At 67.9% G+C, this 14,661-nt stretch carries 14 protein-coding genes; 10 read left to right on the forward strand and 4 right to left on the reverse strand.

Annotated features, from left to right (window positions below; translation table 11 throughout):
- Window positions 1-38 precede the first annotated feature (38 nt).
- The 5 genes from AC5QAB_RS11605 (at window position 39) to AC5QAB_RS11625 (ending at window position 6,104) form a co-directional block, all read left to right on the forward strand.
- Complete coding sequence (locus AC5QAB_RS11605; RefSeq protein ID WP_197561993.1) at window positions 39-1,517, forward strand: leucyl aminopeptidase; 1,479 nt, start codon at window positions 39-41, stop codon at window positions 1,515-1,517.
- Between the two features lie 82 nt (window positions 1,518-1,599).
- Window positions 1,600-2,025, forward strand: coding sequence for a DNA polymerase III subunit chi (locus tag AC5QAB_RS11610; RefSeq protein WP_014645876.1), 426 nt, complete (start codon window positions 1,600-1,602; stop codon window positions 2,023-2,025).
- A 19-nt stretch (window positions 2,026-2,044) separates the two neighbouring features.
- The gene (locus AC5QAB_RS11615) at window positions 2,045-2,236 is read left to right on the forward strand and encodes a YqaE/Pmp3 family membrane protein (protein WP_014035920.1); all 192 of its coding nucleotides are present in this window, start codon (window positions 2,045-2,047) and stop codon (window positions 2,234-2,236) included.
- Between the two features lie 33 nt (window positions 2,237-2,269).
- Complete coding sequence (locus AC5QAB_RS11620) at window positions 2,270-5,098, forward strand: valine--tRNA ligase (RefSeq protein ID WP_032962264.1); 2,829 nt, start codon at window positions 2,270-2,272, stop codon at window positions 5,096-5,098.
- A gap of 184 nt (window positions 5,099-5,282) precedes the next feature.
- The gene (locus AC5QAB_RS11625; RefSeq protein ID WP_014645874.1) at window positions 5,283-6,104 is read left to right on the forward strand and encodes an EamA family transporter; all 822 of its coding nucleotides are present in this window, start codon (window positions 5,283-5,285) and stop codon (window positions 6,102-6,104) included.
- Window positions 6,105-6,149: 45 nt separating this feature from the next.
- Here AC5QAB_RS11625 and rimI read toward each other — a convergent pair whose 3' ends face one another.
- The 3 genes from rimI to pssA are packed head-to-tail and all read right to left on the reverse strand — an operon-like array spanning window position 6,150 to window position 7,920.
- Window positions 6,150-6,647, reverse strand: coding sequence for a ribosomal protein S18-alanine N-acetyltransferase (rimI, locus tag AC5QAB_RS11630; protein ID WP_014645873.1), 498 nt, complete (start codon window positions 6,645-6,647; stop codon window positions 6,150-6,152).
- Window positions 6,644-7,147, reverse strand: coding sequence for a hypothetical protein (locus tag AC5QAB_RS11635; protein WP_495233403.1), 504 nt, complete (start codon window positions 7,145-7,147; stop codon window positions 6,644-6,646). The genes rimI and AC5QAB_RS11635 overlap by 4 nt, the downstream gene beginning before the upstream one ends.
- On the reverse strand, window positions 7,144-7,920 hold the full coding sequence (pssA, locus tag AC5QAB_RS11640; protein ID WP_005415206.1) for a CDP-diacylglycerol--serine O-phosphatidyltransferase: 777 nt from the start codon (window positions 7,918-7,920) through the stop codon (window positions 7,144-7,146). Before pssA ends, AC5QAB_RS11635 begins: the two co-directional genes overlap by 4 nt.
- An 80-nt stretch (window positions 7,921-8,000) precedes the next feature.
- Here pssA and AC5QAB_RS11645 point away from each other — a divergent pair, with 80 nt between their 5' ends.
- The 3 genes from AC5QAB_RS11645 to AC5QAB_RS11655 all read left to right on the forward strand — a co-directional run bounded on the left by AC5QAB_RS11645 (window position 8,001) and on the right by AC5QAB_RS11655 (window position 11,265).
- Window positions 8,001-8,378, forward strand: a complete 378-nt coding sequence (locus AC5QAB_RS11645; protein ID WP_069118100.1) for a DUF4124 domain-containing protein — start codon at window positions 8,001-8,003, stop codon at window positions 8,376-8,378.
- Between the two features lie 578 nt (window positions 8,379-8,956).
- A complete protein-coding gene (locus AC5QAB_RS11650; protein ID WP_046428415.1) occupies window positions 8,957-10,660 on the forward strand; it encodes a proline--tRNA ligase in 1,704 nt (567 codons plus the stop codon).
- Between the two features lie 221 nt (window positions 10,661-10,881).
- Window positions 10,882-11,265 (forward strand): H-NS histone family protein, encoded by a 384-nt coding sequence (locus AC5QAB_RS11655; protein WP_010480700.1) that lies wholly within the window; start codon window positions 10,882-10,884, stop codon window positions 11,263-11,265.
- Between the two features lie 91 nt (window positions 11,266-11,356).
- Here AC5QAB_RS11655 and AC5QAB_RS11660 read toward each other — a convergent pair whose 3' ends face one another.
- A complete protein-coding gene (locus tag AC5QAB_RS11660; protein ID WP_014645868.1) occupies window positions 11,357-12,616 on the reverse strand; it encodes a threonine/serine exporter family protein in 1,260 nt (419 codons plus the stop codon).
- Between the two features lie 92 nt (window positions 12,617-12,708).
- Here AC5QAB_RS11660 and AC5QAB_RS11665 point away from each other — a divergent pair, with 92 nt between their 5' ends.
- Complete coding sequence (locus tag AC5QAB_RS11665; RefSeq protein ID WP_014645867.1) at window positions 12,709-13,830, forward strand: MlaE family ABC transporter permease; 1,122 nt, start codon at window positions 12,709-12,711, stop codon at window positions 13,828-13,830.
- Window position 13,831: 1 nt separating this feature from the next.
- A complete protein-coding gene (locus AC5QAB_RS11670) occupies window positions 13,832-14,659 on the forward strand; it encodes an ABC transporter ATP-binding protein (protein ID WP_046428302.1) in 828 nt (275 codons plus the stop codon).
- Window positions 14,660-14,661 lie beyond the last annotated feature (2 nt).

The raw sequence follows: 14,661 nt of genomic DNA on the forward strand, positions 1-14,661 counted from the left end.
GCCTGCGATTGTACGGACTCGCCAATGGAATCTGCTCAATGGCCCTCGAATTCACCCTGAACCACGTTGCTCCGGCCGCCGCCACCGTTGATTGCCTGGTGGTCGGCGCGTATGCCGACCATACCCTGACCCCGGCCGCGCAGGCCCTGGACGCCGCCAGCGGTGGCCGCCTGGCCGCCCTGGCCCAGCGTGGCGACCTGTCCGGCAAGACCGGCGCGACCACCCTGCTGCACGACCTGCCGGGCGCGACCGCGCCGCGCGTGCTGGTGGTCGGCCTCGGCGACGCCGCCCGCTTCGGCGTGCCGCAGTACCTGAAGGCCGTGGGCGACGCGGTGCGCGCGCTGAAGGCCGGCGCCGCCCGCAGCGCGCTGTTCACCCTGTCCGAAGTGGCCATCAAGGACCGCGACGCGGCCTGGGCGATCCGCCAGGCGGTGATCGCCGCCGATCACGCTGCCTACCGCTACACCGCCACCCTGGGCAAGAAGAAGGCCGACGACGCCGGCCTGGCCCAGCTGGCCATCGCCGGTGACGACGCCCAGGCCCTGGCCCAGGGCCAGGCCATCGCCGCCGGTGTCGAGTTCGCCCGCGAGCTGGGCAACCTGCCGCCGAACTATTGCACCCCGGCCTATCTGGCCGACGTGGGCGTGAAGTTCGCCGGCGAGCACGAGGGTGCCGAAGCCGAGATCCTCGACGAGCACCAGATGGAAGCGCTGGGCATGGGCTCGCTGCTGGCCGTGGCCCGCGGTTCGGCCAACCGCCCGCGCCTGGTCGTGCTGAAGTGGAACAATGGCGGCGACGCCAAGCCCTACGTGCTGGTCGGCAAGGGCATCACCTTCGATACCGGTGGCGTCAACCTGAAGACCCAGGGCGGCATCGAAGAGATGAAGTACGACATGTGCGGCGGCGCCAACGTCATCGGCACCTTCGTCGCGGCGGTCAAGGCCAAGCTGCCGCTGAACCTGGTGGTGGTGGTGCCGGCGGTGGAAAACGCCATCGACGGCAACGCCTACCGTCCTTCCGACGTGATCACCTCGATGTCGGGCAAGACCATCGAAGTCGGCAACACCGACGCCGAAGGCCGCCTGATCCTGTGCGACGCGCTGACCTACGCACAGCGCTTCGAGCCGGCCGCGCTGGTCGACGTCGCCACCCTGACCGGTGCCTGCATGGTCGCCCTGGGCCACCAGACCGCCGGCCTGATGAGCAAGCACGACGACCTGGCCAACGAGCTGCTGGCCGCCGGCGAGCACGTGTTCGACCGCGCCTGGCGCCTGCCGCTGTGGGACGAGTACCAGCCGATGCTGGATTCGACCTTCGCCGACGTCTACAACATCGGCGGCCGCTGGGCCGGCGCGATCACCGCCGGCTGCTTCCTGTCGCGCTTCACCGAAGGCCAGCGCTGGGCCCACCTGGACATCGCCGGCGTCGCCAGCGATGAAGGCAAGCGTGGCATGGCCACCGGCCGCCCGGTCGGCCTGCTGAGCCAGTGGCTGCTGGACCAGGTCGCCCGCGCCTGATGCCGTACCCGACCCTGGCCGGCAGACGCCGGCCGGGGCCTCGCCCGGCACTGCCGGGCCCTTGCCTGACCCGGACCCTGCCATGCCCCGCGCCGACTTCTACCTGATCGCCAAGCCCCGCTTCCTGACCGAGCCGTTGCGCCTGGTCTGCGAACTGGCGCGCAAGGCCAACGACGCCGGGCTGTTCACCCTGGTGCTGGCCCGTGACCAGGCCCAGGCCGAGGAACTGGACGAGCTGCTGTGGGCGTTCGACAACGATGCCTACATCCCGCACCAGATTGCCGGCGAAGACATGGACGAGGAAGAGGCCCTGGTGCTGATCGCCGTACCCGGCACCGACGCGCCGGCACGCCCGCTGGTGATCAACCTGCGCGATGAGCCCTGGCTGGGCCAGTGCGAGCGTGTGCTGGAAGTGGTCCCGGCCGATCCGGAAGCGCGCGAACCGCTGCGCGAGCGCTGGCGCCAGTACAAGGCCGCCGGTTACGACCTCAACAAGCACGACATGTGAGCCCGGCGAGGACCCCTTGATGCGCCTGCTGATCGCCCTGATTCTTCCCTGGCTGTCCTTCTTCACCATCGGCCGGCCGCTGGCCGGGATCGTCTGCCTGATCCTGCAGATCACCCTGATCGGCTGGCTGCCCGCCGCCATCTGGGCCGCCTACGCGGTCAGCCAGTACCACACCGACCAGAAGATCCGCCGCGCCCTCGGGTCGCGCTGATCTCCCTTCCGCCTTGATTACCGGTTCCCCCGCATGACCCAACTCGCCTCCAGCTACGACCCGACGTCCTTCGAGACCGACCTCTACGAGGCCTGGGAGAAGGCCGGCCACTTCAAGCCGTCCGGCACGGGCGAGCCGTACACCATCCTGCTGCCACCGCCGAACGTGACCGGCACCCTGCACATGGGCCATGCCTTCCAGCAGACCCTGATGGATGCGCTGGTGCGCTACCACCGCATGCGCGGCTACGACACGCTGTGGCAGGTCGGTACCGACCATGCCGGCATCGCCACCGAAATGGTGGTCAGCCGCAACCTGGCGCTGGAAGGCAAGGGCGAGACCCGCGATTCGCTGGGCCGCGAAGGCTTCATCGGCAAGGTCTGGGAGTGGAAGCAGCAGTCCGGCGACACCATCGAACGCCAGATGCGCCGCCTCGGCACCTCCGCCGACTGGTCGCGCAGCACTTTCACCATGGACCCGCAGCCATCGGCGGCGGTCAACGAGGCCTTCGTGCGCTGGTACGAGCAGGGCCTGATCTACCGCGGCCAGCGCCTGGTCAACTGGGACCCGGTGCTGAAGACCGCCATTTCCGACCTGGAAGTGGAGAGCGCCGAGGAGGACGGCTTCCTGTGGTCGATCGCCTACACGCTGGATGACGGCCTGAGCTACGAACACGTCGAGCGCGATGCCGACGGCGTGGAAACCCTGCGCGAAACCCGCGACTACCTGGTCGTTGCCACCACCCGCCCGGAAACCCTGCTGGGCGATACCGCGGTGATGGTGCACCCGGAAGACGAGCGTTACGCGCACCTGATCGGCAGGAACGTGGTGCTGCCGTTGACCGGCCGGCGCGTGCCGGTGATCGCCGACGACTACGTGGACCGCGCGTTCGGCACCGGCGTGGTCAAGGTCACCCCGGCGCACGACTTCAACGACTATGAAGTGGGCGTGCGCCACAGCCTGCCGATGATCAACCTGTTCACCCCGGTGGCGGCGCTGAACGAGAACGCGCCGGAACGCTTCCGGGGCCTGGACCGCTATGAAGCACGCAAGGCCGTGCTGGCCGAGCTGGAAGACCTGGGCATCCTGGTCGAGACCAAGGCGCACAAGCTGCAGGTGCCGCGTGGCGACCGAACCGGCCAGGTGATCGAGCCGTACCTGACCGACCAGTGGTTCGTGAAGATGGACGACCTGGCCAAGCGTGGCCTGGACCTGGTCGAGGACGGAAGCATTGCCTTCGTGCCGCCGAACTGGATCAACACCTACCGCCACTGGATGAACAACATCCAGGACTGGTGCATCAGCCGCCAGCTGTGGTGGGGCCACCGCATCCCGGCGTGGTTCGATGCCGCCACCGGCAGCTGCTACGTCGGTCGCAGCGAAGAGGAAGTGCGGGCCAAGCACAACCTGGGCAGCGAGGTGGTGCTGAACCAGGAAAGCGACGTGCTGGAGACCTGGTTCTCCTCGCAGCTGTGGCCGTTCTCCACCCTGGGCTGGCCGAACGAACAGGCCATGGCCGAGCGCGGCTTCGACCGTTACCTGCCGTCGTCGGTGCTGATCACCGGCTTCGACATCATCTTCTTCTGGGTGGCGCGCATGATCATGGCCACCGACAACCTGGTCGGGAAGATCCCGTTCAAGGACGTGTACTTCACCGGCCTGATCCGCGACGGCCAGGGCCAGAAGATGTCCAAGAGCAAGGGCAACGTGCTCGACCCGCTGGACATCATCGACGGCATCACCATCGACGACCTGGTCGCCAAGCGCACCGGCGGCCTGATGCAGCCGAAGATGGTGGAGAAGATCGAGAAGGCCACCCGCAAGGAATTCCCGGACGGCATTGCTGCCCACGGTGCCGATGCGCTGCGCTTCACCATCGCCGCGCTGGCCACCCACGGCCGCGACATCAAGTTCGACATGAACCGCGCCGAGGGCTACAAGAACTTCTGCAACAAGCTGTGGAACGCCAGCCGCTTCGCGCTGATGAACACCGAAGGTGCGGCGTTCACCGGCGTGCCGACCCCGCGCACCGATGCCGAGCGCTGGATCCTTTCGCGCCTGGCCGCCACCACCGCCGAAGCGCAGGGCCATTTCGCCGCGTACCGCTTCGACCTGCTGGCGCAGTGCCTGTACGAGTTCGCCTGGAACGCGTTCTGCGACTGGTTCCTGGAGCTGAGCAAGCCGGCACTGAACGGTGCCGACGCGGCTGATGCCGAAAGCACCCGCCACACCCTGCTGTACGTGCTGGAAGCGCTGCTGCGCCTGCTGCACCCACTCACCCCGTTCATCACCGAACAGCTGTGGCAGCAGCTGGCCCCGCGCCTGGGCCTGGCCGAAACCACGCTGTCGCTGCGCCCGTATCCGACCGCCGCCGAATTCGCCGGTGATTTCGCCCAGGCCGAGGCCGACGTGGAATGGCTGAAGGCGGTGATCAGTGCGGTGCGTCGCGTGCGCAGCGAATTGAACGTCGCGCCGTCCAGGCAGGTGCCGCTGCGCCTGCAGGCCGGCCTGGAGCAGGACCGCGTGCGCATCGAACGCTTCAGCGCCTCGCTGTCGTTCCTGCTGAAGCTGGACAGCATCCAGTGGCTGGCCGAGGGCGAAAGCGCACCGCCGGCGGCCGCCGCGATCGTGGGCGAGCTGAAGCTGCTGGTGCCGCTGGAAGGCCTGGTCGATCTCGATGCCGAGCGCGCGCGCCTGGACAAGGAGATCAAGCGCGTGGAAGGCGAGCAGGAAAAGAGCGAAACCAAGCTGGCCAGGTTCACCGACAAGGTGCCACCGGCGGTGGTCGATCAGGAGCGCGTGCGCCTGGTCGACTGGAACACCCAGCTGGCCGGCCTGCGCGAGCAGCGCGCGAAGCTGTAACGCCGCGCTCTGGTGCGTGCCAACCAAGGTTGGCACCTACCACGACAGGGGAGGTTGGCACCTGCCACGGCAGGGGGGGGTTGGCACCTGCCGCGGCGGGAGAGGTTGGCACCCACCGAAGCGGAATCGGAAACGCCGGGCGATGCCCGGCGTTTCCATTTGCCCCGCATGGCATCATCGGCGGATGCCGCTTTCCATCTTCCTGCTCGTCCTCGCTGCCGCGGCGCTGCATGCCAGCTGGAATGCGATCGTCAAGCGCGGCCCGGACAAGTTCCTCGGTACCGTGCTGGTGACCGGCAGTGCCGCGTTGCTGTCGGCCGCCGCCCTGCCCTTCCTGCCCTTCCCGGCCGCGCACAGCTGGCCCTGGCTGGCTGCGTCGGTGCTGCTGCAGGTGACCTACTACGGGCTGGTCGCGCGTTGTTACCAGCAGGTCGACATGAGCCTGGCCTACCCGCTGATGCGTGGCAGCGCGCCGATCCTGGTCGCACTGGCCGGCACCCTGCTCGGTGAGCCATTGCCCGCCGCAGCGTGGCTGGGCGTGGTGCTGGTGAGCACCGGCATCCTGTGCATGGCACTGGGGGCGCGTGGCGGCCAGCTGCGCCTGCCGCTGCTGACTGCGGCGATGATCGCCACCTACACGCTGGTCGATGCGCAGGGTGCGCGCCAGTCCGGCAGCGCGCTCAGCTACACGTTGTGGTTGTTCCTGCTGTCGGGCATCCCGCTGCCGCTGTGGGCGTTGTATACGCGCGGCGGCGCGGTACTGGACTATGCGCGGCAGCATTGGCCGCTGGGACTGGCCGGTGGCGTCGGCACCACCGCCTCGTATGCGATGGCGTTGTGGGCCATGACCCAGGCGCCGGTGGCAATGATCTCGGCGCTGCGCGAATCCTCGATCCTGTTCGCGCTGCTGATCTCGGTGTTCCTGCTGCGCGAGCGGGTTCCGCGCACGCGCTGGCTGGCAGCGGTGCTCATCGTCGGCGGTGTGCTGGCGTTGCGGCTGGCGTGAGCGACGCATCGGTAGTGCCGGCCGCTGGCCGGCAACCCGTCTGCGTTACAGCGGCGGCATTTCCTGCAGATCGCCGTCGACCAGTTCGATCGCCATCACGACCGCATCCTCGCGGCCCTGTGCAGCCGGGTAGTAGCGCGGGCGGCGGCCGATCTCGTTGAATCCTTCGCTGTGATACAGCGCCAGCGCCGGCGTATTGGACGGACGCACTTCCAGGAAGACGCGCTGTGCGCCACGGTCGGCAGCCAGCTGCACCAGCGCGCGCAGAAGCTGGCGACCCAGCCCGCGCGACTGTGCCAGCGGATCGATGCAGATGTTCAGCACGTGCGCTTCATCGGCGGCGATGCTGAGCACGCCATAGCCGACCAGCAGGCCATCGCGCTCCATCGCCAGGCCGGGATAGCCGGCACGCAGGCAGTCGATGAAGATGCCGCGGGTCCAGGGAAAAGGGTAGCCGCGCAGTTCGATCGCCATCACCGCATTGAGGTCGCTCTCGCGCAGCGCACGCAGGCTGACCGGGCCGGGCCGGGTGACCGCGCTCATGGCGTGCCCCGCTTGCGCAGGGCACGCAGCTGCGGCCACAGCGCACGCTTGGCGGCCGGGTCGTGGCGCAGCTGGTCCAGCGGCCAGCTGTCCATCAACCGCTGCGTAGCCGGGTCGTTTGGGTTGCAGCCGGACGCACGCAGCAGCGCGATCTGCAGGCGATCCGGCAGGCGGACCACCGGCTGGCGCGCGTTGCCGCTGGGCATCGGGCGCTCGGCCGCCGGCACGGTATCCGGGGCACTGACCGGCGTTTCGCGGCGCGGCGGTGCCGGGCGTTCCGGGCGGGCTGCGGGCGCCACCCCGGCATGCTGTTCGCGCGACGGCACGGGGGCCCGCACCGGTTCCGGCAGGGCGACGCTGGCCTCGGCTTCGGCCACGCTCAACTGCAGCGCGGCATCCAGCTCGGCAGCCAGCTGGCCATCGTGATAGACGGTGTAGCCCATGGCCTGCAGCCAGGCCTGCTGGGCCGGTGACCACAGCACGGGCAGGTCCTGGCTCACGCGGCCTCGGGCTTCTTGCGCAGGCGCTGCACGGCCCACATCACCGGGCCGGACAAGGCGTACAGGATGCCGACCGCGAACAGCACGCGCGGCAGGTCGATGACCGCAATCGCGATCGCCACCGGCACCAGTGCCAGCACCAGGAACGGCACGCGGTCCGAACGGGTGCCTTTGGCAGCGCCCCCCTTGAAGCTCCAGAAGCGGATGCGGCTGACCATCAGCAGCGCAGCGATGATCGTCACCGCCAGCGCCACGTACCGCAGCTGGTTGCCGTCCCAGCCCAGGTTGCCATCGGCGAACGCCCAGACGAAGGACATCATCAGGCCCGCTGCTGCCGGGCTGGCCAGGCCGACGAACCAGCGCTTGTCGACCACCGCCACCTGGGTATTGAAGCGGGCCAGGCGCAGCGCCGCGCAGGCCGCATACAGGAAGGCCACGGCCCAGCCGACGCGGCCGAGCAGCGGATCGTCGAACTTCAGCCACGACAGCGACCAGTGGTACATCACCAGCGCCGGGGCCATGCCGAAGCTGACCAGGTCGGCCAGCGAGTCGTACTGCACGCCGAATTCGCTGCTGGTACCGGTCAGGCGCGCCACGCGCCCGTCCAGGCCATCCATCACCGCCGCCACGAACACGGCGATGCTGGCATTGACGAAATCCCCGTTGGCCGCGGCGATGATCGCGTAGAAACCGGCGAACAGGCCGGCGGTGGTGAACAGGTTGGGCAGCAGGTAAATCGTGCGCGAGCGCGGCGGCGGTGTGATCGGGTCCATGGAATCCAGTTTAATCGACTTGCCAGCGGTCGGCGCCAATGCTGCAATCGGCGTTCTGCGCCCATTCCGTGGAGTCTGCCATGCGTGCCCTGTCCTGCCTTGGATGCCTGCTGCTGTTGGCCAGTGCCAACGCCTTGGCCGGCCCCGTCTACAAATGGAAGGACGCCCATGGCGTAACCCAGTATTCGGAGACCCCGCCGGCGGGCAAGAAGTTCGAGACCCGCGAGCAGGCCCGCACCCCGCAGGCCGCAGCCAGCACCGAGACCCCGGCCGCGCCGGTCCCCGGGCAGTGCAGCACGGCCCGGGCCAACCTGGCCCTGCTGGACGGTGGTGGCCAGGTGATGCAGGACACCGATGGTGATGGCAAGGCCGATACCCCGTTGACTCCGGAGCAGCACACCGCGCAGAGGGGATTGGCGGAGGCCGCCATCAAGGCGTACTGCCCACCGGCCGGTTAAGGGTATCGGCAGGGCTGCGCCCTGCACCTGCAGAGGCTGCAAGCAACGGCAACGTCAAAAGCGGGCATTCCGTGGAATGGCGGGGCGGTGTCGGATTGCGGGGACGCCGTAAACCCGTCCATGGGGGCTTGGCCGCGGCATCCATGCCGCGGACACCCCGCAATCCGACACCGCCCCGCCTTCGACAGTTTCCCGGTGACGGTGGTAGATCCACGCCATACGTGGATGAAATCTGTCAGATCTCGAATTGAATTCGGGGTCAGATCCGTTTTCCTGCGGAAAACGGATCTGACCCCAGGAGCCATTCCGACAGCTCGCAGGAAACTGTCGAAGGCGGGGTGGGTCCGGCGGCAGGGGTGTGAGCGGCATGGATGCCGCGACCAAGCCCCCAGGGATGGGTTTACGGCGTCCCCTGCCGCCGGACCCACCCCGCCATCTCCCAGGAAACCCGTTTTTGCTGTTGCTGTTGCCGGCCAGCGGCCGGCACTACCCGCAGGTGCAGGGCGCAGCCCTGCCGATACCCCTCCCCCCGGCCGGGCTGGCAGAATAGAGGTCTCTGCCGTTATCCGAAGCCGACGATGCGCCTCTCCCAGTTCCATCTGCACACCACCAAGGAAACCCCCAGCGACGCCGAGCTGACCAGCCATCGGCTGATGCTGCGCGCGGGCATGATCCGCAAGCTGGCATCGGGCCTGTATACCTGGTCGCCGCTGGGCCTGCGCGTGCTGCGCAAGGTCGAGCGCATCGTGCGCGAGGAAATGGACCGGGCCGGTGCCGTGGAATTCCAGATCCCGACCATCCAGCCGAAGGAACTGTGGGAGCAGACCGGCCGCTGGCAGAAGTTCGGCCCGCAGCTGCTGAAGATCAAGGACCGCAAGGACCAGGTGTTCTGCTACAGCCCGACCGCCGAAGAAGCCGCCTGCGACTTCGCGCGCAGCGAGCTGTCCAGCTACAAGCAGCTGCCGGTGAACTTCTACCAGGTGCAGACCAAGTTCCGCGACGAGATCCGCCCGCGCTTCGGCGTGATGCGTTCGCGCGAGTTCCTGATGAAGGACGCCTATTCGTTCCACCTGCACGATGAGTGCCTGGTGCGCGAATACGAGAACATGAAGTCGGCCTACAGCCGCATCTTCACCCGCCTCGGCCTGGATTTCCGCATGGTGCAGGCGGACTCCGGTGCCATCGGCGGTGATGCGTCGCAGGAATTCCACGTCATCGCCGATTCCGGCGAGGACGCGCTGGTGTTCTCCACCGGCTCGGACTACGCAGCCAACATGGAAGCGGCGATTGCCGCCGATCCGGCGCCGCGTGCGGCCGCCACCGAAACGATGCGCAAGGTGGATACCCCCACCCAGAAGACCTGCGAGGACGTCGCGGCGCTGCTCGGCATCGACCTGCAGCGCACGGTGAAGTCGGTGGCGCTGATCGCCGGCGAAGGCAAGGCACAGCAGTTCGTGCTGGCGCTGGTGCGTGGCGACCATGAGGTCAACGAGATCAAGCTGGCCAAGGTCGCCGGCCTGGACGAGCAGCGCTTCGCCAGCGAGGCGGAAATCGCCGAGCACCTGGGCAGCGTGCCGGGCTTCCTTGGCCCGGTCGCCCCGGCCAAGGCCATCCGCGTGGTCGCCGATCGCGAAGTGGCGGCGATGGCCGACTTCGTCGTCGGCGCCAACGAAGCCGGTTTCCACCTGGCCGGCGTCAACTGGGGCCGCGACCTGCCGGAACCGGAAGTGGCCGACATCCGCAATGTGCGTGCCGGCGACCGTGCCGTGGACGGCGGTGAACTGAAGATCGCACGTGGCATCGAAGTCGGCCATGTGTTCCAGCTCGGCCGCAAGTACGCCGAAGCGCTGGATGCCACCGTGCTGGACGAGAACGGCAAGGCCGCGGTGATGGCGATGGGGTGCTACGGCATCGGCATCTCGCGCGTGGTGGCTGCCGCGATCGAACAGAACCATGACGATGCCGGCATCATCTGGCCGGACGCGATGGCGCCGTGGCAGGTGGTGGTGTGTGTGATCAACCCGAAGGGCGATGCGGCCGTGGCCGACGCCGCTGCCAACCTGCTGCAGGAGCTGCGCGACGCGGGCCTGGACGCTGCACTCGACGACCGCGGCCTGCGCCCGGGCGCGATGTTCGCCGACATGGAGCTGATCGGTATTCCGCATCGCGTGGTGGTCAGCGAACGCGGCCTGGCCGCTGGCACCTACGAGTACCGCTCGCGCCGCGCCAGCGACGCGGAGAACCTGGACAAGGCCTCCCTGCTGCAGCGTCTGCAGGGCTGATCAGGAAAAGACCGGGGCCTGCCCCGGTCTTTTTTTTTGCCCGCGCCCTTCCCCGATATTGCAGCGGACATAATCCGGTCAAAATCACCGCGACGGCGTCTGCATGCCGCCACGCCATGACCCGCCTGCATTTGTGCTGTGATTAATTCATCTCTATTCTGTCCGCCGACGCCATGGACTGGCTTGTCCCGTCCACACATTAGTTTCCGGAGTAACCGTAAATGAGCATTGACCTGACCGGCCTGTCAGCACGCGAGCTGGGCGCCCTGATCCGTACCGCCAAGAAGCAGCAGACCATCGTCGCCAAGCGCCGGCCGATCACCAAGGTCCGGGCCCAGCTGACCAAGCTGGCCAAGACCGAGGGTTACACCATCGAAGAACTGTTCGGCAGCGCCCCGGCCACGCGTGCCCGCAAGGCCGCCCCGGCCGCCAAGGCCCCGTCGAAGACCGCCGGCCGCAAGCTGGGCAAGGTTGCACCGAAGTACCGCAATCCGGCCAATCCGAAGGAAACCTGGACTGGCCGTGGCAAGCAGCCGCGCTGGATGGCTGAACTGACCGCCAAGGGCAACAAGAAGCCGGAAGATTTCCTGATCAAGAAGGCCTGAGGCCGGGATCAGGTTGGAATGAAAACGCCGGCGGACGCCGGCGTTTTTCATTCTCCGGTGTGTGGACCGGGGTCCACACACACCGACATCATCACAGGGTCTTGCGAGCGGGCATCAGCAGGTTGCCGAACAGCAGGCCGGCGACCAGCGCCATCACCACGTTGAGCACGGTGAGGAACACGCTCTGGCCGGCGCCGACATCCTGTTGCTGGACCAGGGTCAGCACGCCGCGCAGGCTGGTGCTGCCGGGCACCATCATGATGATGCCGGGCAGGCGGATGATCGCGCCCGGACGCCCGACCAGGCGACCGAACAGATTGCCGCCCGCGGTCAGCAGCATCGCCGACAGGAAGATGCCGGCCGGCGCCCCCCAGGCATGGCCGCCGAACTTGGAGATCGCATAACCGGCCACCGAGGCGGCGATCACCCACGGGTAATCGCGCCGGTTGGCCTTGAACAGCATCGCGAACGCAAAGGCCGCGGTCAGCAGCGAACCCCACTCCACCCACGGCCCCTGCGGCCGCGTGGCGCGGATCACCGGATCCAGCCCGAGCACGTCGGCCAGGGTCACCGCGATCATCGCGCCGACGCTGAGCTTCATGATGGTGGTCAGCGCGCCGGCAAAGCGCGCGGTGCCCGACACCCAGTGCTGGCTGGCCAGCTCATTGACCGCATTGGTCAGTGACATGCCGGGCAGCAGCACCACCAGCGAGGCGATGATCACCGTATTGAGGTTGAGCGCGCCAATGAAGGACGCCACCAGGGTGGCGACCATGCCGGCCAGCAGCGCCGCCAGCGCCTCGGCCGCTTCGCGGGTGGCCGGGCGGCGGTCGGTGACCATGCCGAGCAGGCCGATCATCAGGCCGATGACACCGGCGGTGGCGATGTCCAGCCACGGCAGCTTCCACATGCCGGCCACGCCGGCCGCGCCGAGGGTGAATGACAGGATGGTGCGCAGCTTGCCGCGCCGGCCCGGATCCTTGTCCAGCTGGCGCAGCGCGGTATGGCCTTGGGCGATGCTCATCCGCCCGTTGGACACTTCTTCGGCGATATGGTCGGCGACGCTGAGCTTGTGCAGGTCGTTCTCACCGGGCGCCAGGCGGATCACGCGGGTGATGTCGCTGGAGCCGATCGCCTGCGCCGGATCGCTGAAGCTGAGGATGATACCGGTGGGATTCGACCACGGTTCACAATCCAGATCGAGCTGGCGGGCCAGTGCCACCACCGCCGTTTCCAGGCGCTGGGCCGTGGTGCCATAGCTGTGCAGGCGTCCGGCGATCTCGGAAACAAAGGCCACGCGCTGTGCGTAGGTGGCCTGGGGCGTGGGGATCGTGTGAGCGTCTGCGGACATGCGCCGTAGTATTACCTACGCTGGGGCCCACCGGAGAAATTCATCCGAGTTCGACGCGAAGCCCGATACAGAACGGTTATGCTGCGACCCGAATGGCCCACGTCACCCCGAACCTCGCCCCCCAGCTCGAACAGGATGCCCATGACCCGGGCCTGATCCACCTGTCCGGCACCTGGACCTTGAAGACCGCGCTGGCCGCGGCCGAGGTCCTGCACGGCGTTCCCGACAAGCTGACCGGCATCGATGCCACCGGCATCGAGCAGCTGGATTCGGCCGGCGTGCTGCAGGTGCTGCGCGTGGCCCACCGTGCCGATCTGCACGAAGACGCACTGCAGTTCCGCGCGGACCACCAGGCGCTGGTGTGCACCATCGAGGAAGTGGCCGACGACCGCCCCAAGCCCAAGCGGGATTTCGGCGTGCTGGCCGCGCTGGAACGGCTGGGTGTCAGCGTCCACGCCACTGGCCACAACATCAAGGCGCTGTGCAGTTTCCTCGGCGAGAACCTGGTCAAGGCGGCCCGGCTGGTCAAGGAACCCCGCCGCTTCCGGCTGACCGCCACCGTGCACCAGATGGAGCAGGTGGGGCTGGATGCGGTACCGCTGGTGGCGCTGCTGTCCTACCTGGTGGGTGCGGTGATCGCATTCCTCGGCTCGACCATCCTGCGCGACTTCGGCGCCGAGATCTACGTGGTCGAGCTGGTCAACATCGCCTTCCTGCGCGAGTTCGCGGTACTGCTGACCGCGATCGTGCTGGCCGGCCGCACCGCCAGTGCGTTCACCGCGCAGATTGGTGCGATGAAGGCACGCGAGGAGATCGATGCAATGCGCACGCTGGGCCTGGACCCGGTCGACCTGCTGGTGCTGCCGCGACTGCTGGCGCTGCTGGTCACCCTGCCCTTGCTGACCTTCATCGCGATGATCGCGGGCCTGGCCGGCGGCATCACCGTCGGCGCGTTCGACCTCGACATCCCGCCGCAGATGTACATCGCGCGCATGCACGAGACGATGGAAGTGCGGCACCTGCTGGTCGGCCTGTCCAAGGCACCCGTGTTCGCGCTGGTGATCGGCCTGATCGGCTGCCTGGAAGGACTGAAGGTCGAGGGCACCGCGCAGTCGGTCGGCGAGCGCACCACCTCCAGCGTGGTGCAGACGATCTCGCTGGTGATCATCATCGACGCCTTCGCGGCGTTGTGGTTCATGCACATGGACTGGTGACATGAGCACATCCGCCCTCCCCGACTCCATCGACATGCGCGACGACCAGGGCCACGAACTGGCCATCCGCGTGCGTGGCCTGGTCAACCGCTTCGGCAGCCAGACCGTGCACGAAGACCTGGATCTGGATGTGCGCCGCGGCGAAATCCTGGGCGTGGTCGGCGGCTCCGGTACCGGCAAATCGGTGCTGATGCGCTCGATCCTCGGCCTGCGCGTGCCCGATGCCGGGCAGATCGAAGTACTCGGCCGCGACGCGCGTGCCGACGACGCCGAGAGCCGGCTGCACATCGAGCGCAACACCGGCGTGTTGTTCCAGGACGGCGCCCTGTTCTCCTCGCTGACCGTGGGCGAGAACGTGCAGGTGCCGCTGAAGGAACACCATCGCGAGCTGCCCGAGCGCTGGCACTACGAACTGGCGCTGCTGAAAGTGAAACTGGCCGGCCTGCCCGCCGATGCGATCAACAAGCTGCCCTCGCAGCTGTCCGGCGGCATGCGCAAGCGCGCCGGCCTGGCCCGTGCGCTGGCGCTGGATCCACCGCTGCTGTTCCTGGACGAACCCACCGCCGGGCTCGACCCGATCGGCGCGGCCGCGTTCGACCGCCTGATCAAGACCCTGCAGGAAGCGCTGGGGCTGACCGTGTTCCTGATCACCCACGACCTGGACACGCTGTACGCGATCTGCGACCGGGTCGCGGTGATCGCCGACCGCAGGGTGGTGGCCAACGCACCCTTGCCTGACATCGAGAAACTGGATCATCCGTGGATCCAGGAATACTTCCACGGACCCCGCGCGCGCGCCGCGCGTGGCGAACAGATCGAGAGTGCCTGAGC

The organism is Stenotrophomonas sp. YJH_SMC_127, from assembly GCF_059372445.1.

What these genes read in the sequence shown, in the direction of transcription:
- rimI (WP_014645873.1), bottom strand. Translation starts at nt 6,647, where the DNA reads ATGAGCGCGGTCACCCGGCCCGGCCCGGTCAGCCTGCGTGCGCTGCGC.
- AC5QAB_RS11620 (WP_032962264.1), top strand. Translation starts at nt 2,270, where the DNA reads ATGACCCAACTCGCCTCCAGCTACGACCCGACGTCCTTCGAGACCGAC.
- AC5QAB_RS11650 (WP_046428415.1), top strand. Translation starts at nt 8,957, where the DNA reads ATGCGCCTCTCCCAGTTCCATCTGCACACCACCAAGGAAACCCCCAGC.
- pssA (WP_005415206.1), bottom strand. Translation starts at nt 7,920, where the DNA reads ATGGACCCGATCACACCGCCGCCGCGCTCGCGCACGATTTACCTGCTG.
- AC5QAB_RS11625 (WP_014645874.1), top strand. Translation starts at nt 5,283, where the DNA reads ATGCCGCTTTCCATCTTCCTGCTCGTCCTCGCTGCCGCGGCGCTGCAT.
- AC5QAB_RS11645 (WP_069118100.1), top strand. Translation starts at nt 8,001, where the DNA reads ATGCGTGCCCTGTCCTGCCTTGGATGCCTGCTGCTGTTGGCCAGTGCC.
- AC5QAB_RS11615 (WP_014035920.1), top strand. Translation starts at nt 2,045, where the DNA reads ATGCGCCTGCTGATCGCCCTGATTCTTCCCTGGCTGTCCTTCTTCACC.
- AC5QAB_RS11655 (WP_010480700.1), top strand. Translation starts at nt 10,882, where the DNA reads ATGAGCATTGACCTGACCGGCCTGTCAGCACGCGAGCTGGGCGCCCTG.
- AC5QAB_RS11605 (WP_197561993.1), top strand. Translation starts at nt 39, where the DNA reads ATGGCCCTCGAATTCACCCTGAACCACGTTGCTCCGGCCGCCGCCACC.
- AC5QAB_RS11670 (WP_046428302.1), top strand. Translation starts at nt 13,832, where the DNA reads ATGAGCACATCCGCCCTCCCCGACTCCATCGACATGCGCGACGACCAG.
- AC5QAB_RS11610 (WP_014645876.1), top strand. Translation starts at nt 1,600, where the DNA reads ATGCCCCGCGCCGACTTCTACCTGATCGCCAAGCCCCGCTTCCTGACC.
- AC5QAB_RS11665 (WP_014645867.1), top strand. Translation starts at nt 12,709, where the DNA reads ATGGCCCACGTCACCCCGAACCTCGCCCCCCAGCTCGAACAGGATGCC.
- AC5QAB_RS11660 (WP_014645868.1), bottom strand. Translation starts at nt 12,616, where the DNA reads ATGTCCGCAGACGCTCACACGATCCCCACGCCCCAGGCCACCTACGCA.